Source organism: Pseudoalteromonas aquimarina (assembly GCF_049257255.1).
GTDB lineage: Bacteria > Pseudomonadota > Gammaproteobacteria > Enterobacterales > Alteromonadaceae > Pseudoalteromonas.
On the sequence record NZ_JBMMUG010000003.1, the window covers coordinates 1 to 21,512 of the forward strand.

A 21,512-nucleotide genomic window follows, 5' to 3' on the forward strand; every position below is an offset into this window, starting at 1 on the left:
TTCCTACAGCATTCGCTTTCGTAACTAAGCCATCAATAGACCAGAACTCTGATGATAAATCACGGTAAGCCTGTCTTACAAAATCACTGTCACTGTTTACTGGGTCATTATTCGAAATCTGACCATCACTGCCTTCAACAAATTCAACAATGTCTGGAATTTCATCACCGTCAGTATCCACTTTCATATCAATACTTGTTTGGTGGCGTAAGTAGTATGCACGATTACCTAACAAGGTTTTAACATACGACATTAGCCCGTTTGCATCATTTTTATACCACGTTGTATAGGTTGTCACTTCACTTTCTGTTAATGCGCGTTTATTTAAAATTAAGCTTAATACACGCACCCGCTGCTCTGAGTCCTTCTCCGTCGATGGCGTCGTGGTATATTCCGCTGAGTTTATAAAGTTCAGCATTAATTGCGCACGGCTAATTGTTGCTGCATCTAAACGACCTGCCCAATAAGCTAATCCATTCGTATTAGGATCTCGCCCTAATACGTTTTGATAGACTAAGGTAACAAAAGCCTCACTGCTTAAGTCATTACCATAGCGGTTAGTAAACTCCGTTGAATTAACAAAATTGGTTACCATTGCTAATTGGGTCATTCGCCCCGTGCTTAAAACTTCTCGATAAAAGGTTGCCCCTGATAGGTTTACTTCTCTATCCAGCACCGCTTTATAGGTTCTACCGATAAAGCCCATCAAAGCAAAGTCTGAGTTAGAATCTAATAATAAGTCATGATAGAGCGCTGCTGGGCTCAACGTTCCAGCTTCAACTTCTGCAATTTTGTTGTCTAACTCGGTGTTACCAGCACCTAAATCTTTTAAATATGCTACTGGAAAATGCCTATAAGACATCGTATCTACATAAGCCTGTAGCACTAAATCCCGACTTATGTTTAGAACATCATTATCTTTGATTTCAACATTCTTAGATTCCAAAAATTCCAATACTAGAGGTCGACCGTCATTGTCTGAATCTGTCCAAGCATCTGAGTGGTTACTCTTGTTTAAACCAAGATATTGTTCTAAGTCATCAGACCAGCCATCTCTGTCGGTATCATTATTCGTAAGAGGATAGCTATCATGACCATCCGGTACACCATCATCATCCGAATCAGGCTTTGTTGGATTTGTTCCAAGCTCTAAATGCTCAACTCCATCAAGTAAACCATCACCATCCGAATCAGGGTTATATAAATTTGTACCTAAGCTTCTCTCAAGAAAATCTGATAATCCATCCCCATCCGAGTCTAAATTTGGCGTTATTTGGACACGCTGAGACCAATTACTACATATATACTCATCACATGCTTTTAAATACACTGACACTGTATTTGTTATATTTGAAAGTTGAATGTTGAGACTACTTGTTGTTGCAGCTAGGACTCCATTTCCTCCATTGGGCGGCGCAATAAAAACCTTGTAATGTGTAGCATCTGTTACTGCATTCCAAGATAATGCAATTTTTCCTGTTGCTTCTAACGCTTGAATTGAGGTAATTGAAGGACTACTAAGCGAGTAATGTAGGGACCTTTCTTCAACATCTGAATCAGTACAGAGCCCATTAGCAGAACAATAATTTACAAGTATCCTAAATGCACCCAAATGGTCATTTGAAATCAACGTTGAATAGCCAATTGATTCCGGTTTCAGCTCAGATTTAGCAAGACTTTTTTCGAAAACTACTTCTTGCTTAACCTGAGAGAAAGCTTTAATTTTTACTAAATCAAAATCATCTCTTCTTAAATTTAGACGAAAATCAACCTTATTGTCTTGATAAGCATACATTTGTTCTTGAAAGTATGTAGGTCTAATATGTGAAGCGGATAATGGCTCTCTAGCCTTAATAGAAAAGTCATTAAACAGCACTCGACCATTATCATCTGATCCAAATTTAAAATATTTAAAATATTTGTCTAATTCAGCATCAACAACACCTTGATAAACCAACTCATCATCAACAAAAAGACTAAATTGACCATTTTCAAAGTGAGTGATTTTTACCTTATGCCATGTCTCATGACGCAAACTATCAATTGGTATAATCGTTTTATTCAAAATATTCAGATTAAATGAATCAACTAAATAACTATCTCCAGACAAAGAGCCACAATTATTTGAGTAATTTGTTGGTGGAGATACATATGCAATTTTAAATAATGTCGCCGATGACAAAGTTGTGAAATTTGGCATATCACTATTAATCGCAAATATATCATTACATCCTAGAGAAGAAATGGCAGAGATTGGAATATATAAATTAAAACCTATTTCAACCCCTTTGCCAGTGTAAAACTTTTGATTAACTCGCAAATTTTTAAATGAAAATGCATTATTTTTACCAGCATAGCTGTCATATTTAGCATTAACATTAGAAGGCGCTGCATTGGCCACATCTTCAATCCTATCTGTGTAAGCGGAAAGGCCAACTCCGTTAATCGAAATAACATCAGAGCAAGTATTTGTATTTTGAATACATTGCATTACATTAAATTTAACTGTGGTGTTTTGATAGCTTGGATTCAGCGATAAATGTATGGAGTTGCCATAATTTCGCAGTACTTTTTCCATCAAGCTACCATCAAGAGGAGAGATGTAAGAAACACGATATTCTAACCAATCGATTTTTCTAGCTGGCTTTAGCTTAATCACCTTAATTTCGTCATTTGAAGCAAGCATTTCAGGAGGAGGTAACTCACTTGGATAAGCTTCTAAATAAAAACGCCTAGGTGATGAAAATAACTCGCAAGCATTGTTTGATGAACAACTTTCTACCCAAAAATAATATTTCTGCCCGCGAATAGGATTGGCAAAATGGAAATAATAACTGCCTTCATCAACTGGTTGTTTTACACCGTCAACAGAAGTAGATACTAACACCTTATAGTTGAAGGTGTTATTTGGTCTATCTATTTGTATATTAACAGTGTTATTGTAGTCGCTATAACTAAGACTATTAATTGAAGCTAGATTAAACGTTGAGTTTTCTGGTGTTTTACCAGAGTAAAATAGTTCAGGCTCACTCCATTCAGAACACCCTTTCGCTGTACAAGCACGAACAACATAATAAACCGACTTGTTATACTCTTGGTTCATTTCAAAGTTAGGGGGTGTTCGCCTTTCACGCGAATATGAAGAGCCAACAGCACTAGTGCGATCTCCTATTTCATAATAATCAGCACCTGTAACAGCCTGCACATTGACAGTTAATCGAACATCTTTGTCATTTTGAGTAGAAGATATACTCGTTATCGTTGGTGCTTGTGGCACCATATCTGATGAAGATGTTGTTCCTGTAATTACATCACTTAATGGACCACAACCAATATAATTACACCACTGTGCTCGCACATTTATTTGGGTCCCTTCTCTTAACCAATCAATAGAAAAATTAAGCACTGAACTTGTTGAATAAATTGAACGTTCTATTGTTTTAAATAAAACGAAGTCACCTTGTTCATTCTCAGTAAAAATTTTTAAATATTTAGATTCAACACTTGAAATATCGAGCGCTCTGAAGTCTATTTTATTAAAATAGTAGTCATTATCTGCCTCTAAATTTGGCACATCGGAAGGTGGTACCAGGTTTTCAGAATTAAGGCGCATAACTTTAGTAATGACACCACTTTCAACATAATGTCCATGTTGCTTTGCCCGCAACTGAAATTGCGTTTCAGCCCCCATATTAACTGGCACAATGAACGCATTTTCAGAACTTTTTAATGTTCTCTTTTTGCTGCCGTTAACAAATATTTCTACTTCACTAAAATCATACTCTGATAAATCCCATGTAAGTTTTGCTTGTGACGATGCCTCAATAAGCTCAACATTAAAGTTGAAATCAATGCCCAAATGGGATGTATTTACATTAAAAACAATCTCAGATTCATCACAACTTTCTCGGTTACACACTTCTAAACTGTAATAAACTACTGAAGCATCATCAGGCAAAGCATCTTCATATAAATGAGTCTTATCGCTCCCATCATTTGTAAAGGAATGGATAAGTTGCTTTTTTGCAAATGGAGCAAAACGCTTAAAAAGACGTGCCTCAGTGCCTAAACGGAGATTCCTTTTGGTTATGACAACATTTTGGCCTTTTTGAACAATATTAAAATCGACATTAATTGTACCAAAATAGTAAAGCGTTAAAGCGCCTGAATAATTTGCGATCTCTTCGCCATGTTGATTAAAGGCTTTAACATACAATGTCTTTACATCGCCGGTGCTGTTAGAATATTTTGCAAAATTTTTCCAAGCAAATTCTGTTGAAGTTGTTGTAGCTAAGAGCTGTTCTTTATGCATTACGTGATAATAGGCTGCGCCCTCGGCTTTTAACCAGGAAACATCAATTTTATCAAGATGATAATTGTATTTTACATTTAGTTGGTTAAGTTGTTTTGTTACATCAATTTCAAGCCAATCAGAATACTCATCACACAGGTTAAATGCACATGGTTGCACCTTCATGTATACATAATTATTTTGATTTCTAACGTAGTAATTAGTTGAATTATCCCCAGATACAGAATTTAGAACATTACCATCATAATCAATACTTTGAATTTTATATTCAGTCACACCTTCAATGGGATGCCATTGAAATTTATTACTACCAATATAATCAATACTCGTGATATTGCCCGTTGGTAATAGCGCTTTATTTTCAGTTACTTGACCTGAATTACAAATAAAATAACGGTTACATTGTTTAATCGTTATTTGATAGTAATCGTCCGTTTCAGGTTTAAAAGTATATTTGCTTTCAGATGGACGAACCCTAGTGATAAGTCGCGATTCTTGTTCTGATTCTTTTTTTACAAAAATAGCGGCATGTTGCGAGTTATGAGTTTCAAATTCGAGTTCTATCGCTCCAACTTTGTTAGTCGAAACTAATGGTTTTGAAACATCTAAAACCGTCGTTTTCCTCATTTCAGTTAAATCAGTCCTCTCTAACAGAGACGATCCTGTCGAGTAAGACCTATTTGGACCTTGAAAAACGACACTATCTGAGTAAAAAAGTGCCATTCGATTATTCACAGATGACGAAGCATTACCATTTAGAGACAACTCTTCACGCGTGACTAAATCAAAATAATGGAGCTGATTACTATACCCGTAAGGGGTGCTGTTATATGTATAACCTGTTTGATAAATTACAGCCGTTCCACTGAAATTTACATCTCTAATCTCTTCAATCCTAGATAAACTCGGAATAACATCATAACCGGCTTCATTTATGTCCTTTAAATAAATATATTTCGAGTTTGACTGGAAGGAAATAACCTTATTTCCATCTCCTGACAATCTATACTTGAAAGAGTGAGGTTGCCCTGGGAAATATTCCAATCTGATGATACTTTCGGAAGATACGGTGTAGCGATAAAGGTAGTTAGCTTCAATGAACGGCTCTATTGACTTGCCACTTAATAATAAATACTCACCATCATCGGATAAATCATGAATAGTTAGCTGAGAGAAATCAGATATTATTAAATCAATTTTGTCAGTCGCAGTATTGTAGAAGTATAGTGCCAACGTAGTTGACTGTTTTTCCTCTAAAATATTCGTTGCGTTTGAAGAAAAGTAAAAGCCACCTTTTTTAAGCAGCCAAACATTCTCAATACCAAGATCTAACTGTTCACCATCAAAGCCTAGTATTCGTTCAATACTCTGGGTAGCGCGGTCAAAACTAAAAATATCATTTTTATTATTGGTGTCATCTAAAACAAAATCATCATCTGCAATAAAAAATAGCTTTTCATTATTTGGAGATAAATTAAGTCCAAATAAAGCACCTGTCACCTCCTTTGGCAGAGGGAGTTCTTGAAAATTCGCAGCTCGGCGATCTCGCAAAAACAAATAAGGTTTATGTTTACCTAACTCATAATCATACTCTTGAGTTGTAAAGGCAACAAAATTACCATCATCGCTAGGCAAGGAGTAATTTGATACTCTTTCTTGATTCCCTTGAACAACATTAAAATATTCATGGATGTTTTGTTCTTGCGAACTTGCCTGGAAAGTGATTGCCAAACAAAGTAGAAATAAGCAAATTCCTTTTTTGAGCATAATGTAATCCGTTTTAAAGATAATTGATTTATTTGAAATTAAAGCTGCGAATATTACATTAGTTTGGAGTCAATTAGAATATCTAAAACGCATGTAAAGGAATATAAAATCAACACTTAAGTACCAAAAGTCGCAATTGCAGTATTGAAATAACCCTGACAATAGTAAGTAGTAATATGAAGAAGTTACTTGATTAAGTGGGCTTTTTGTCCATCGAGTTTCATTAAAATAAGTTACAATAATCCACTAAATTCAATAACGTCGTTCTAATTTTGCTATCTTATAGCAATGGTTTATCAATTTACTCTAGATTCTACTCCTAGAGCTACTCAAACATTAAAGCCCGGTAATATCACTCCTAAGTGTGGACCTACCCCCATTCAAAAAACTTTAAACTTGGATTTAATATTCTATCAATACATTTAAATCTTAGTTTTCAAGCAACCTTAGCGAGTCATAAAGTCGCAGCAGCCTATAAATACATTTGCGATTACATCAGTTAGGAAATGGATCATATCAACCCTATCAAAAAATATGCCGTAATAACTTTGGACATAAAAATGCTAAAGCAAAATCACTAAATACAACTTGCAAACCCTAAAATTTCTTAAAGGTACTTTTTGCTATTCAGGTGTTTATTATTTAGTCTAACCTCAAACTAAACGGGGATAGCAAAGGTAGGCGATGACGTTATCACATTATTTAACAGCCATACTCATCACACTTAATGTAATAAGTTTTGGCCTAATGGCAAACGATGACTCGCTTTCAGGTACGTTAGTTGTGGTAAATAAAAAAGCAGACACGGTGAGTTTTATCGACTTACGAAGTCGTCAAATCAAAGCCACTCAAAGTACCGGAAAAGGTCCTCATGAAGTTGCCATAAATGACAATGCCACCACAGCAGTTGTCACTAACTACAATGGCGGTAACAGTTTAACCATATTCGATATTAAAACCGCAAAAGCGACTAACACCATCAGCCTTGCCAAACATCCCTACCCCCACGGCATTTTATATTTAATAGGTACAAATAAGGTTGCAGTATCCGCAGAAGGCTCAAACTCGGTGGTAATTGTCGATATCGATTCGGGCAACATTGAAAAAGCAATTAACACTTTTCAAAAAGGCTCGCATATGGTCGCACTCGCGCATGCTAACAACCGCGTTTACACGCCCAATATGCATGACGATACTGTTTCTGAAATGGATATAAACACGGGCAAATTATTAAGGACAATTGCCACATCTGAAACGCCCGAAGCTATCACCATTAATAAATCGGGCACTGAGCTTTGGGTCGGCAGCAATAAAGATGGCTTAGTTAATGTTTTTGATCTATCAACCGAGAAGGTAATTAAGCAATGGCGGGGCTTTAAATTTCCTTACCGTATTTTACTCACAAAGGATGAAAAATACGCCGTTGTTCCTGATTACAAAAACAATACCTTAACGATTTTTGATGCTGTAAATAAAACACAGCTACACCAAATCACATTCAATAATATCGGGCCAAAAGGCGTTACCTTTCACCCTAACGATCGCACTTTGTTTTTATCGGCTTACAGCAAAAACAAATTACTCGCGATAGATATTCCGAGCGGGAAAACCTTATTTGAACTACCTACAGGTAACGGCCCTGATGGTATTGGTTTTTCACCGATTGTTTTGGAGTGATTTTGGATAAAAAAAGACTAGCGAAGTAGCTAGCCTTTTATGAAGTTTTAGAAGCAGAAAGAACTCAATTTTGCAGTTCAGAGTAATTGAAAACGGCTGTCATTTTCACAAGGGTTTCCGTCCCTATCACCATCCATTTTTGTGTTTGGGCAATTTCTTATAAAAAAAACGGCTTCAGCTCGTGAATTCATCTGGCTACAATATTGACGCCCATCACATTTAAATCGGCTAGGCTCTCTTTTAGCCTCAAAAGGTTCAACTAAATTTGGTTTTTGAAAATAACTATCTTTCTCCACCACTGTGTTTTGCGCACTAAACCTATCATATAAAGAAGTTAAAATAACGGTTAACAGTACAATACTTATTAACACGCTCAAAAGCGAAGATGGCTTCCTGCCACTTTTCATTTTACGGGAGAAATCAACTTTTTTTGCAGCGACTCCTTCGATGCGACAATTTACTGCTCTGCTCTTACCATCATTCTGTTTTTCAATATCGAAATGAATGAAATCACCAACTTTAGGCTCTCTGGACATGTGTTTAAGGCTTGAAATATGTATAAAGGTGCGCTCAATTTGATTCCCTTCGCTCTCAATAAAACCAAAACCTTTATCTATTTTCCATACAACAAGCTTACCCCGCATTTAGCAACATCCTTATTAAAAGTAAAAACACGGTTATGATAGTCACTTATATGAATTTAAACAATTGAAAATTAAGAGTTTAAATTAAATAGTATTTACAAAGTAGCAATCACATCTATGAGCTTCAAAGCGTCTTCCTAATTTTCCCACTTTTAATTCCCATTCCCACTCAAGGGAAAACCTAACTTTAATAAAAAAAAGTAAACAACTGATTTTATTAACTTTAAATTATGGCACAGCGTTCGCTATAGCTAAACTATCAAAAGTTATGAAGTTAGTCAGATGGATATTAAACAAAGCCTTGCAGGTAATAATAAAAAGAAACGTTGGCCAATGCCGCTTGCGATTATTTTATCGCTCAGTTTAGTAGTGGGGTTTGCATCCACCTTTAGCGATGGGGATGCAAACATAAACCGTAATGAGTTACTGCTTGCAGACGTAAGTAGTGGACCACTTAAGTTAACGGTGTCGGGGTTTGGCCAACTGCGCTCTAAATACAGCCGCTTTATTACTGCGCGTTATCAAGCACAAGTAGAGCAAGTATTTCACCTACCGGGTAGCCGCGTTGAAAAAGATACGGTGATTTTACGCCTTTCAAATCCCACGCTTGAGCAACAACTAAACCGTGCTCGTTTAACGCTTGCTCGTCAAAAAGCAAATTTCGAAGCGTTAAAGCTTAGCCAAAAAAGTGAAAAGCTAAACCTTGAAGCAAATCTAACTTTGCTTGAAAGCGAACTTGCCAACGCCAATTTGCGCGCAGAAGCAGAGCAAAAACTAATTGAGCAAGGCATTGTTTCTACCCTAGATTACAAACGCTCGCAATTAGCGGTATCACAACTGAGTAAACGCGTTTCTCTTGCCAAACAGCAGCTTAGCCAAGCGAGTGATTTACACAACCAACGCTTACAAGTTGAGCGCGAATTAATGCGCGAATTTGAGCTTAGCTTTAATGCAGCACAATTGGATGTCGATAAACTCAACGTCACCGCGGGTATCAATGGCATGCTGCAAGCGGTCAATGTAGAGCAAGGTCAATCTGTGCAAATGGGCGCACCACTTGCAGTAGTCGGCAGTGAGCATCAACTGCTTGCCGATTTAAATGTGCCAGAGCGCGAAGCAAGCCGCATTGAAGTCGGTCAAAAAGCAAGCGTAAACACCTTCGCAGGTACGGTATCAGCTGTGGTTAATCGTATTAACCCAATCGTCAGCGATGGTCGCATTACTGTAGAGCTTGAACTTACCGGCACCTTACCAAGCAATGCCCGCCCACAGCTCACCATTGAAGGTGATATTGTCACCGACGAGCTTAATCACGCTCTTTATGTTCGTCGTCCAAGCTTTGTAAGTGGCGATACGCAAAACCATATTTTCATTTTAAACCCTGCCGACAATCAATTGGTTAAAACCCAAGTTGAGTTTGGTAAACTAGCCGGCGATAACATTGTTATCAATTCAGGTGCAAATGCCGGTGACACCCTTGTAATTTCAGACAGTTCTGATTTTAAACACTTGCAAACAATAACGATTACAAATAATTAAGGAAGCAATCATGGAAAATACACCGGTAATTGAACTGACTAATGTGTCAAAAATATACTTTAGCGACGACATAGAAACTCACGCATTAAGCGATATCAACTTACAAATTCACAAAGGTGATTACATTGCCATTAGCGGCCCATCAGGCTGTGGCAAATCAACCCTTTTAAGCGTGATGGGGCTGCTTGATGATATCACCAGCGGCAGCTATAAAATTGAAGGTGTTGATACCAGCAGCCTTAATATGGATACCCTTGCAGAGCTCAGAAATTTGCATATTGGCTTTATTTTCCAATCGTTTAACTTAATTGATGAGCTTAGTGTTTACGACAATGTAGCGCTGCCGCTGTTGTATCGCGAACCCGCTTTAAGCAAAGCTGACATAGATGCCCGCGTGAATACTGCACTTAAGCAAGTGGAGATTGATCATCGTGCAAAACATAAACCAAATCAATTATCAGGTGGTCAGCAACAGCGTGTTGCGATTGCACGCGCCCTTGCTGGCAGCCCAAGCATTTTATTAGTGGATGAACCAACGGGTAACCTCGATTCGAAAAATGGTGATGCGGTAATGGCGTTACTTGCCGAACTAAACGAACAAGGTACTACCATTTGCATGGTAACCCACGATCCGCGCTATGCAGGCTACGCCAAAAAACAAGTAAAACTGCTCGATGGCAAAGTGCTCAATACTGGCAAAGAAAGCGTGTCAGCGGTTGATGTAACAACACAGTTGGAGGCGCATGCATGAGTGCCCAACGCCTAACCAAACAAATAAAACATGCCAGCAGTTCGCTGCTGCAAGCGCCAGGGTTTACCAGCGCCATTGTGCTCACTCTTTCGCTCACGCTTGCCTGCTTTTTTGTAGTGATGAGCTTATTTAGCAGCTACTTTATAAAACCACTTAATGTCGATGACGAAGCGCGCTTAGTGGTAGTGGAACAAGACAACGTCTATTCCGATAAAAATAGCCCAGGTTATCAAAGCTTTCAGTCGATTATTCACTGGTATAACAACCACGACAATTTTGACAAAGTCGCCGCAATTAACATTGGTGAAGACGTAATAATGAACTTGCCGGGTCAGCCAAAGTTAAATATGACCTTTGCCAGCAACGACTATTACGACATTACCAATATGCAACTTGCTGCAGGCCAACATTTATCACCACAAAAACGCCTTGATGATAAAAGTACCGAAGTACTGATCAGCTATTCAATTTGGCAAACCTATTTCGATGGCAGCAAAAGTGCAATCGGGAAAACAATCGAACTCGTTCATGGCCAATATAAAATTGTTGGCGTGGTAGCTAAAGACTACGCAAACCCATTTATGTTTAACCGCAGTAAAAGTGATTTATGGTTTCACTTTAGCGGTGATTCACGCTTTTATAATGAAGATCGCCCAAGCCCGTGGTGGAATTTATTTGGTAGCCTAAAACTTATTGGTACGCTCAAAGCAGGTGAAACTCCTGAATCTACCAAAGCCTACTTGCATGCACGTATCTTGGAAATAAAAAGTGATTGGAAAGCAGAGTTTGATGAAGTTGACGACATTGTGCCAATTGTTACACCGTTTCGCGAAAAAGAGCTTAACGGCAACGATACGTTAGCAATTTTTATGTTAGTGGGCGTAGTAAGCCTAGTACTGATTGCACTATTAAATGTTAGTAACTTGTTTATTTCTCGCGCCGTAGTTAAGCACAAACAACTCGCACTGCAAGCTGTTTTAGGTGCCAAACGCAGCGTAATATTTACCAGCATTTTAGTGGAATCAAGCCTGCTGATGGTGGTATCGGCACTTGCGGGCTTATTTTTTGCGGCTTGGGGTATCAAACTCTTTAAGTTTTTAAGTGAAGGTCATTTACCACTTGTTAGCGCCATTAATCTCGATCTTACCGTAGTCTCTTCTGCCGTAATCTGCTGTGTGGTATTTGCTTGGTTATTTGCTTTTATTACCAGCCGATTAATCAACTTTGGCCAGCTTAGAACGCAAATTCAAAGTTCAGGTAAAGGCGGCGTAAGCCAAATTAAAGGCAGTACTGTAAAGCTGTTAATTGCGCTGCAACTGTTTTTAGCAACGGCCCTTGTAATTGGTGCCACCATGGCATTAAACAAAACGTTAGAAACTCTGTTACGACCGCTTGGCAGTGAAGTTGATAACCGCTACAGCACCATGCTCTTTATCAACGATAGAGAGCGAACTCTCGAACAAAAATACAATGACTTAGAAAAAATTCGTGCAGCAGTAGCAAAAATCGATGGTGTTGTTAAGGTAGGCCACGGCGACAGCCCAGTAAACGACGGACTTCGCTCAAGCACAGTAAAAGATATGTCAGGTAAAGAAACAGTCTTTATTCCACAAGCTTGGGTTGGCCGCGATTACTTTGATATTACAGGCCTTAAAATTATTGAGGGGCGCACCTTTAGTGAAGCTGCTATTCGCGGTGAGAAGCACGAGTTTTTAGTCTCAAAAGCCGTTAACGATATGCTCAAACCTGGTGGCAGCTTAGTTGGCGAAAAGTTTTTAAGTTTTGATCCTGAAAACCCTGTTGAAGTGGTCGGAATTACTGAAAACTTTAATCATCCTAAGTTTTTTGATTTACACCAAGGCCGTCACTTTTGGTGGGCTGCACAGCCGTATGCATTTGGCTTAATCATTCAAATGGAGCAAGGAAAAACCTTAAACCGAGAGCAGCTGTTACAGGCAGCGCGTACTGTTGATAGTCGCATTGGCCTTTGGAAGTTCGATTTTCTGGAAGATGAATACGCCAAAATGGTTCATATGGAACGAATCACATTAAGCTTAAGCATTGTGTTGGCTCTCTTTACCTTAGTACTTGCAGGTATTGGTATTTACGGTGTACTTAGCTATAACCTAGGTCTGCGTCGCTACGAATACGGTATGCGAATGGCACTCGGTGCAAAACGCAAGCGTTTGTATCAGCAATTGTTGTCAGACACCTTACTGCCTTTAGCGTTTGCTTTTATTGCCGCATTAGTGGTGATGGTAGGTGGGTACATGTTGTTTAAAACACAATTAGCAAATTGGTTGCTTCTCAATTGGCTATGGCTCAGTATAACTGCCATAAGCATTGTGATTTTTGCCTTGTTTGCCACATTATTCCCAATGAGCAAATTAATTAACGCAAAACCAATGGCAGCATTAAGAGATAATTAACCTCAATTTGGGGTTAATACCTCTAGCCTTAGCCCGTTAAGAAAACCTAGCGGGCTAATACCAATTTTATTAATTATTTGATCATTCTAGCGAGTTAAATGACACATAAACTGCGTTTTAAAATTCTAAAGTAGAACAACTACATGTCGAATTATAAGCCTTGTTTCTGAGCCATTTCTCTGTCGCAATAAATAACCAGCTAATTAATGCAATTGGTATAGTTTTAAAGCTATAAAAATAAAATTATGAAAAAAATACTGATTATTGATGATCATATAGATGTGCGTTTATCGGCGCGCATTGTACTTGAAAGCCATGGCTACACGTGCACAGAAGCCGACCACCCAAGTGTAGGTTTAGCCCTTTTAAAAAATCAGCAAATCGATTTAATTTTGCTTGATATGAACTTCACCAAAGACACCACCTCTGGCGAAGAAGGCCTTGGCTTTTTAAAAGAGCTGAAACGCCAAGAGCTGACAATTCCCGTGATAGTTATCACCGCATGGGCAAAAGTAGACTTAGCAGTTAAAGCCATGCAACTTGGCGCATCCGACTTTGTTGAAAAACCATGGAAAAACGCCAAATTACTCGAATCTATTGAAAACCAACTAGCGACAGAAAATACCAGTGATAACCAACTTAGCAGTGGCTTTTTAGCATTAGGCGAACAATCTAAAACCCTAATTAAAGCTGCAAGCCGCATCGCTAAAACTGACGCAAATGTGTTGATCACCGGCGAAAATGGCTCAGGTAAGAGCCTACTTGCAAAGTACATACACGATAACAGCCCACGGGCAAACCACGATATGGTGAGTGTCAATATGGCTGCAATTCCAGATAATTTATTTGAAAGCGAATTATTTGGCCATAAGAAAGGCGCATTTACCGACGCCAAAGAAAACCGCGAAGGGCGCTTTTCTCTAGCAAACGATAGCACCTTATTTTTAGATGAAATTGGCACTTTGCCAATGCCATTGCAAGCCAAAATGCTGCGCGTTTTAGAGACTGGTGAATTTGAAATACTCGGCAGCTCAAAAACACAAACCAGTAATGCACGCATTATTTCGGCAACTAATGCCGACCTTGAAAAAGCCATTAACAATGGCGAATTTAGACGCGATTTATTGTTCAGGCTCAACACTTTAGTGCTAACAATTCCGCCGCTTCGCGAACGCCATGACGAAATTGCCTTACTCGCCAATCACTTTATCGAAAAACACTGTCAGCGCTATGGGTTTGAGCCTTTACTACTTACAAATACCGCGTTAGAAAAACTTAAAGCACATAGTTGGCCGGGCAATGTACGCGAGTTATCACACGTATTAGAGCGTGCAGTGATCATGACCGATGGCGACAGTATTGATGCAACACATTTGCAACTCGAACTCAGCACACAACATGAAAGTGTGCCACTGATGAACCTAGAGCAAGCTGAAAAGCTGATGATCAATAATGCGCTCAAGCACTTTGATGGCAACGTTATTGCTGCAGGCGAATTTTTAGGGTTAAGTAAATCAGCAATTTATCGCCGCATCGAAAAATTCAATATTAGCGTTAAAGAGAGCAACTAATGCAAAAGCACTCGTTAGAACGCACGGTCATTGCACTTTTTACGCTACCTTGTTTGATTTTATTAGGGCTGTTAATTTTTTTAATTGTGCACTTTAAGCTCGATTTTCTTGAAGGCACAACACTGATTATTGCTCTGCTCGCCCCAAGTATTGTGGTATTTACCGCACTGTATCACCGATTTTTTAATACCCTCGACAGCGTTGCTGTGCAGCTTGATGGCTTAGCGAATGAAGAGTTTACGGTATGGCACCTTGCTAAGTACTCAGCAGGTCGCGTTGCTGGGCTTAAACGTGATTTACACACCATTGCCAAGCGCATTCAAAATAAACGCCATGAATACGCACAAAACGAAAGCTTTATTTTTGACTTTATTAACGAACTTGAACTCCCCATTATTGTAATTGATAGCCAATCGCAGGTTTATCACCATAACCAAGCGGCATCTAACTACTATCAAAAAACCAATTTACTGGGTAATGACCTAACAAGTTTAGGACTGAGTGTCGATGCCGACAAATGGCAACTTGAGCAAAATAATCAACGCCACAAAGTCGTTGCACACGCACTTAACCGCGGTAATCGTCATTATCGTTTATTGGTATTTGTATCGATTGAGCAGTCTTTAAGACACAACGAAAAAGAGGCCTGGCAAAAACTAGTAAGAGTACTTAATCACGAAGTGCGCAACTCACTTACGCCGATTTATTCAATGGCGCAATCACTGCAAGAATTGCCAAAACTAACGCAGTCAGACTTGCAAACCACCATGCTTAACGTAATTGAAAAACGCGCTGAACACTTGTTGGAGTTTGTTGCAAGCTACTCCAAACTGTCTCAAATCCCAAGCGCAAAACTTGCCAGCGTTACCACAGATGAAATAGCCAAACGCTGCGAAGCGCTATTCCCCGAAGTCGATATCATCATTGAACAAAATGGCACTATAACCTGTGATATTGAACAGCTCGAACAAGCGCTACTCAACCTTGTAAAAAATGCCAATGAGGCAAATTTAACTGCGAACTCGTCTGGCGTAACTATTCGGATTAGTCAAACCGATAATTGGCAGATTGCCATTGAAGACAACGGAATTGGTGTTGATTTAAACGACAACTTATTTGTGCCGTTTTATTCAACTAAACCTGAGGGCTCAGGCATTGGTTTAGTGTTAAGCCGTGAATTAATACGAAACCAAAACGGTGAGTTAACACTTACAAACAAAACCGAAAAGCCAGGTGCGATTGCACTTATAAAATTTCAAAATTAATGGTGTTATTTAAGATCTAACACCGCTTTGGTATTGGCTAAATAGGTTTGCGACACTGGCACTTCAGTACCATTTTGCAAAACAAGAATAAGCTTGCGCCCGTCTTTTTTAGTATCTACCACTGCGTCTTTGGCAACCCACCAAGAGCGATGTGTTTGAAAGCCGTCATAATGCTCAAGTTTCTCGAGCGCATCTTTAAAGCGCATTAATAACAGGTGTTCGCCTTTATCTGTTATTACATTTAAGTAGTGGTCGTCCATTTGCAAACAAATTAACTTGCCGCGTTTGGCAATGGGCAGCTCATTAATCAATGATTCGATTGGTTGGCTTTGAATGGTATCGACTTTTTCAGATTCAAGGGCCAGTTCTTCGGCACTTTGTTTTAACTGCTGGCGCTGCTGCAACATCAGTGATTTGATTGAACTTACCCCTGCAATAATACCGCCAATAAATAAACTCGCTAAAAACGACAGCGGCAGTGATTGCCAATAATTGTCAAACGAGTCAAAAAATTGGGCAATAATAAACGGCGCTAATAACCCCATTAAAAAGCTCGCAGCAAGTGTCGAAATCACTAAGTGCATTGCTGAATTATTAATGGGTTCGGGTAAAACTCGAATAAGCCATCGTGACAAAAAAAACATGGTTGGTGAATAAACCGCGTAGCCCGTAAAACAAATCACCGTCCAAAAAGTCCCTGCGTACACCATATCAACTTGATGCATACCAAACGGTCTTAAAAAGGTTAAAAACATTACAAAAATCGCCACAACCAGCGCATCAGTGAGTATATCCCTCACTTGCCAAAACTCTGTTAAATACTGATTTTGTTGATTTATTTCACGATTCGCCAATTGAACACCATTACTTTTGACTTATTTTACGAAGTTTTCAGCTGCACTGACGAAAGCGTCATTGTTGCATTAAAAAAATCACTTTAACGTTTACCTCACGAGCAAATAACCGCTCGAATTATTTACTCAAATATAAGGACAAACAATGAAACTTTTAAAACTATGCGTAATTGCTTTAAACCTTTTTATTCTACCTATATACGCGCAAACCGTGCAATTTAATATTGAGGCGGTTAAACACAGTAACGGCAAACTCTTTGTGCAGTTGTTCCAAGGAGAAGAAAACTACAAAAAAGGCAAAGCTTATAACGCAACCATTGTGAGCGCTAAACAAGGTAGCGTAACGGTAACATTTAACGATGTTGCACCGGGTGATTACGCCATTCGTTTTTTCCATGATGAAAATGATAACGGCAGCCTAGATACAAATATGTTTCGCATTCCCGTTGAAGGTTATGGCTTTTCGAATGATGCGACTGTGAACTTTGGCCCACCAAGCTATCGCGAAATGGCATTTGCAGTTGCTGATACCCCAGTTACTAACAGCTCAAAAGTAAATTACTAAGGAAAGTCATCATGCAGCGAAGAGACGCAATTAAAAGCTTATTAGGTCTATCTGTGGTAGCTGGCTGCTCTGCGCTGCCAACCTTTGCAAATTTGCCACAGGCACACAACGACCTTTTAAAACTTAACGCTGAGCTTTTTAAAAAAGCAAAAGCTCGCAATCCCAATTTAATTGGCTTTGAAGGTGTAACTCATGATTTACCTTTGCAACAGCTAACTATTGAAGGCGCGGTGCCTCGTGATTTTAGAGGGGCGTTTTATCGCAATGGTCCAGCGGTGCATCAGCGCAACGATCAGCGTTACCTGCATCTGTTTGAAGGCGATGGCATGATCCAACAATTTAACTTTACTGAGCGTGGCATCACCCATCAGGGCAAATTTGTGCAAACAGCTAAATATCAAAAAGAGCAAACAGCCAATAAATTTTTATTTTCAGGGCCAGATAGCAAACTGCAAAACAGCTTATCGGTTAATAGCCCTGATGCAATTAACACAGCCAACACCAATGTGATCCCAGTAAATGGCGAGCTTTGGGCTCTTTGGGAAGCAGGCTCTGCAACGGCACTTGATGCCACCAGCCTAGCAACCAAAGGGGTTGTCAATTTAGGCGACAACACGCGCTATGGCAACAGCTTAAAAGGCCTGCCTTTTTCGGCGCATCCGAAAGTTGAGGCCGATGGCAGTATTTGGAATTTTGGCAGCACCATCAATGGCGACATTGTGCTCTACCACATCAATAAATTCGGTATCACACAAAAAGTGAATTTGCTGCAAAGTGGCTATCGCGGCGGCATGCTGCATGATTTTCTAATTACACAGTATCATGTACTCATAATTTTGCCATCGCTTGAACGAGATAAAACCGACGAGCGCTATTTTGGTGCTATTCGCTTTAATAAACAACTACCAATGCGCGTATTGGTAGTTGATAAAAACACCCTTACTTTAAAACTCGAATACCAGTTAGATGCTGGCTTTGTTTTTCACTTTGGTAACGCATGGGAAGATGCAAAAGGCACTATTCGCTTTGATGCAAGCCTTTACCCAAATATTGAAACCTTGCATTACATGAGCGATTTAATGCGCGGTGAAACTAGTGAAGCAGCCCCTGCCAACACCGTATTGTTCACACTTCATCAAAATGGTACTAGCGATAAGCAAGTAATTGATGGCATCAGTGAATTCCCTCGCGTGTACGACCACTTAACAGGGTTACAAAATAATTTACTAGTGACCTTATCATCAGTAACAAGTGATGTGTGGAGCGACAGTGTGCGCGTGGTAAATGTAAATAATGGCAAGCAAGATACCTTTGTTTATGGCGAAGACTTTCTGGTTGAAGAGCATGTGATTGTTGATAAGTCACAACAAGAAGGAAACGGCTATTTAGTCGGCACAGCGCTTCATGTGCCGTCAAAACGAACCTGCGTTAATATTTTCAAAATAGGTCATGTTAGTGATGGGCCTATTTGCCGCGCATGGCTGCCTTACACCTTACCACTTGGGTTTCACGGTAATTTTATGGCGGTTTAACAATTCTTCACAATGCTTTATGGTGAACTTATTTATAATTCGTATCTCAAAACAGAGACTTATTTAAAAAGGACGCACCATGAAGCCATTGTTTTATCTATCGCTATTAGCCCTTTCAAGTTTTGCATTTGCCAACAGCCCGTTGCCCAATCACCGACATATTGCCATTACAGGCTACGGTGAAACTTCAGTAAAACCCGATATCGCGATTTTGCATTTATCGGTAGAGCATACTGATAAAAAAAGTGCTGAAGCGAAAGCTGAAGTAGACAAGCGCTTTAATGCACTCTTAAAAGGCTTAAAAAAGTTTGATATCAAAGAAAGCGACATTGTTGCATCGCGCATTGCCACGTCACCACGCTATGAATACTCTCAAGAGCAACGTAAACAATTGCATGTGGGTTATTCAGCTAATCGCACCATCAAAGTTACGGTAAACGATTTAAACCTGTTAAGTGATGTAATGGACTTAGCACTAAGTGTTGAAGTAAATCAAATCCAACATCTTGAGATGGCATCATCAAAAGAAGAAGAGTTACAACAAAAAGCCGTTGAACTTGCCATTGAAAACGCAAAAAGCAATGGCGCTGCACTTGCCAACGCATTTGGTGCATCACTTGGCAAAGTTTATAGTATTGATGCTCAAAATCACGAACAAATCAGACACTACAGTAATATGGAAAAAATGGGCAGCGCCCGAATGATAAGTGCCGATATGGGCTCAGTATCGCCAGGCACTTATCTTCAAGATGAATTAACCTTTAAAGCCACAATTAATGTGGTATTTGATATTAAAAGTAAGTCATAACATTTGTTTTCATCTAACCAATAGTAACTTGCGGAGCAATGGCACCTCGTTGCTCAGCTAATTTTTAACATAAATAATAATGCGCAAATCAGATAAAAAAATTGATAACTCTATTCGCCAAGCACTAACTGCACTTTGCGAAAACCACTTAAAAGATCTTTTTGGCTTTTGTTGGATTACTCATACCGTAAACTACCAAAAGTTCCCACAAAGCCTGCAAATCACTTGTGTATTTGAACACGACGACGCTTTAAACCATTTTATGCTAAGTGATGAATTAAATAGCACCAAAGCACGTATTTTTAATGCGCTTAGCCCGTTAGATATTAAGCAAAATATACTAAACCAATGCATTCACTTTACCACCCAGCAAAAAGCGCCTTAACGGCGTTTGGCATTATTAACTAGGAACTCTTATGCTACGACTTTTTAGCCTTTTATTATGTATCTTGCCATTTTTAGTGAGCGCCAACGAAGATGTGATAAGCGTTGACCGCGTGGTACCCAATAGCATTGAACTGGCGTTTCCCAATGAGCGCAATATTGAGCCTGAACTCAGTGATTTTCAAATAAACAATTTTATTTTAATGAGCAACGATGAGGGCGAGCGCTTTGCCGTCGTCACGATTAAAAACCTATCTAGCGGTTCACGTACGTTAAATCACAACCATTTAATGGCGCAGGTAAGTAACGGTGCACGTATTAATCCATTGCCGTTTAAACACGCCTTTAATGGCGATGAAACCGTATCACTCACTATCAATTTTGGTGAAAGTAAATTTCCTTTACTGACGGTTTATACCCGTACAAAATAGCTAAATACGGCACAAATAAGGAAGCCTAAAGATGTTAAATTGCCACAATACCGGTTTAATCATTGTTGATATTCAAGGAAAATTAGCCACATTAATGGATGGCGGCGAGCAATACATTAATCACTGCCAAGCACTTATTGGCGGTGCCAAAGAGCTCAATTTACCGATTATTTGGCTTGAACAAAACCCTGAAAAACTGGGTAACACGCACCCTAACATCGCTTCTTTATTAAATGGCATCAACCCGATTACCAAATACACTTTCGATGCCTGCCGTGAGCCTAACTTTCTTGCGGCCATCGCCAAAGAAAACAAACCCAATTGGCTCGTTTGCGGTATTGAGGCGCATATTTGTGTATATCAAACTGCCGCGAGTCTTTTGCAAAATAACTACCAAGTACATTTAGTGAATGACTGTATTGCATCGCGCAAACTTGAAAACAAACAGCTCGCAGTTAATAAATTGCAGCATCTGGGCGCACGCATTACGGGCCTTGAAATGGCGTTATTTGAACTGGTCAAAGACTGCCGCGATGAGCGTTTTAAAATCATTTTAAATTTAATTAAGTGACCTTCTCGCTGACAAACCAATTATGTTAGGCTGTGATGGTGTATCTAATAAGTAGTTTGAATAATGATCCCGAGTAAGTATCAACGCTTTGTTTTTGCCTTTTTTATGGCGCTTTTAATGTCATGTTTAATGTCGTTTGTTATCACACTATTTAATGTTGGATTAGCTGATAACGTTCTGACTATTTGGTTAAAAGCATGGGCATTCGCCTTTGTTGTTGCCTTTCCAGCAGTAACATTAGTAGCCCCCGTTGTGGCAAAGCTTACTCAAATTTTTATTGCAAAAGATACATAAATAAAAATGAAATAAACCATTTAAAAACATAATATTACATTTCATCACATTAACTAGACGATTGCTTTTTTTTACGGCAGTATTAAACGCTTCTCAATTATAAAAATAAAGGAATATA

16 protein-coding genes are annotated in these 21,512 nt (G+C 39.0%); 13 read left to right on the forward strand and 3 right to left on the reverse strand.

Translation table 11 applies throughout. The features are described from left to right. On the reverse strand, positions 1-6,079 hold a 6,079-nt coding region (locus AAEU29_RS07920), incomplete at its 3' end, for a DUF4214 domain-containing protein (RefSeq protein ID WP_421972812.1). A gap of 684 nt (positions 6,080-6,763) precedes the next feature. Here AAEU29_RS07920 and AAEU29_RS07925 point away from each other — a divergent pair. Further along, the gene (locus AAEU29_RS07925; protein WP_421972813.1) at positions 6,764-7,756 is read left to right on the forward strand and encodes a YncE family protein; all 993 of its coding nucleotides are present in this window, start codon (positions 6,764-6,766) and stop codon (positions 7,754-7,756) included. A gap of 77 nt (positions 7,757-7,833) precedes the next feature. Here AAEU29_RS07925 and AAEU29_RS07930 read toward each other — a convergent pair whose 3' ends face one another. Further along, positions 7,834-8,400 carry an excalibur calcium-binding domain-containing protein gene (locus tag AAEU29_RS07930; protein ID WP_421972814.1) on the reverse strand — a complete coding sequence of 189 codons (567 nt, stop codon included), beginning with the start codon at positions 8,398-8,400 and terminating at the stop codon, positions 7,834-7,836. 282 nt (positions 8,401-8,682) lie between these two features. Here AAEU29_RS07930 and AAEU29_RS07935 point away from each other — a divergent pair, with 282 nt between their 5' ends. The 5 genes from AAEU29_RS07935 (at position 8,683) to AAEU29_RS07955 (ending at position 15,955) form a co-directional block, all read left to right on the forward strand. After that, a complete protein-coding gene (locus AAEU29_RS07935; RefSeq protein WP_421972815.1) occupies positions 8,683-9,939 on the forward strand; it encodes an efflux RND transporter periplasmic adaptor subunit in 1,257 nt (418 codons plus the stop codon). A 10-nt stretch (positions 9,940-9,949) separates the two neighbouring features. Next, entirely contained in the window at positions 9,950-10,690 is a 741-nt protein-coding gene (locus AAEU29_RS07940; RefSeq protein ID WP_421972816.1) for an ABC transporter ATP-binding protein, read from the forward strand. Further along, on the forward strand, positions 10,687-13,119 hold the full coding sequence (locus tag AAEU29_RS07945; protein WP_421972817.1) for an ABC transporter permease: 2,433 nt from the start codon (positions 10,687-10,689) through the stop codon (positions 13,117-13,119). Before AAEU29_RS07940 ends, AAEU29_RS07945 begins: the two co-directional genes overlap by 4 nt. 245 nt (positions 13,120-13,364) lie before the next feature. Beyond that, entirely contained in the window at positions 13,365-14,690 is a 1,326-nt protein-coding gene (locus AAEU29_RS07950) for a sigma-54-dependent transcriptional regulator (protein WP_421972818.1), read from the forward strand. Continuing rightward, a complete protein-coding gene (locus AAEU29_RS07955; protein ID WP_421972819.1) occupies positions 14,690-15,955 on the forward strand; it encodes a sensor histidine kinase in 1,266 nt (421 codons plus the stop codon). The genes AAEU29_RS07950 and AAEU29_RS07955 overlap by 1 nt, the downstream gene beginning before the upstream one ends. A 5-nt stretch (positions 15,956-15,960) precedes the next feature. Here the strand turns inward: AAEU29_RS07955 and AAEU29_RS07960 are convergent, their stop codons facing one another. Then, positions 15,961-16,809 carry a LytTR family DNA-binding domain-containing protein gene (locus tag AAEU29_RS07960; RefSeq protein WP_421972820.1) on the reverse strand — a complete coding sequence of 283 codons (849 nt, stop codon included), beginning with the start codon at positions 16,807-16,809 and terminating at the stop codon, positions 15,961-15,963. Positions 16,810-16,954: 145 nt separating this feature from the next. On the opposite strand from AAEU29_RS07960, the gene AAEU29_RS07965 reads away from it, so the two are divergent. From AAEU29_RS07965 to AAEU29_RS07995, 7 genes are all read left to right on the forward strand, one after another. Continuing rightward, a complete protein-coding gene (locus tag AAEU29_RS07965; RefSeq protein WP_421972821.1) occupies positions 16,955-17,374 on the forward strand; it encodes a DUF2141 domain-containing protein in 420 nt (139 codons plus the stop codon). An 11-nt stretch (positions 17,375-17,385) separates the two neighbouring features. Continuing rightward, complete coding sequence (locus tag AAEU29_RS07970) at positions 17,386-18,906, forward strand: carotenoid oxygenase family protein (protein WP_421972822.1); 1,521 nt, start codon at positions 17,386-17,388, stop codon at positions 18,904-18,906. A gap of 79 nt (positions 18,907-18,985) precedes the next feature. Beyond that, positions 18,986-19,714: an SIMPL domain-containing protein gene (locus AAEU29_RS07975; protein ID WP_421972823.1), complete on the forward strand. Its 729-nt coding sequence runs from the start codon at positions 18,986-18,988 to the stop codon at positions 19,712-19,714. A 79-nt stretch (positions 19,715-19,793) separates the two neighbouring features. Beyond that, positions 19,794-20,099, forward strand: a complete 306-nt coding sequence (locus AAEU29_RS07980; protein ID WP_421972824.1) for a Fis family transcriptional regulator — start codon at positions 19,794-19,796, stop codon at positions 20,097-20,099. A 31-nt stretch (positions 20,100-20,130) separates the two neighbouring features. After that, the gene (locus AAEU29_RS07985) at positions 20,131-20,529 is read left to right on the forward strand and encodes a hypothetical protein (RefSeq protein ID WP_421972825.1); all 399 of its coding nucleotides are present in this window, start codon (positions 20,131-20,133) and stop codon (positions 20,527-20,529) included. A gap of 31 nt (positions 20,530-20,560) precedes the next feature. Then, positions 20,561-21,100: an isochorismatase family protein gene (locus tag AAEU29_RS07990; protein WP_421972826.1), complete on the forward strand. Its 540-nt coding sequence runs from the start codon at positions 20,561-20,563 to the stop codon at positions 21,098-21,100. A 63-nt stretch (positions 21,101-21,163) separates the two neighbouring features. After that, a complete protein-coding gene (locus AAEU29_RS07995; RefSeq protein ID WP_421972827.1) occupies positions 21,164-21,394 on the forward strand; it encodes a DUF2798 domain-containing protein in 231 nt (76 codons plus the stop codon). Positions 21,395-21,512: the final 118 nt, after the last annotated feature.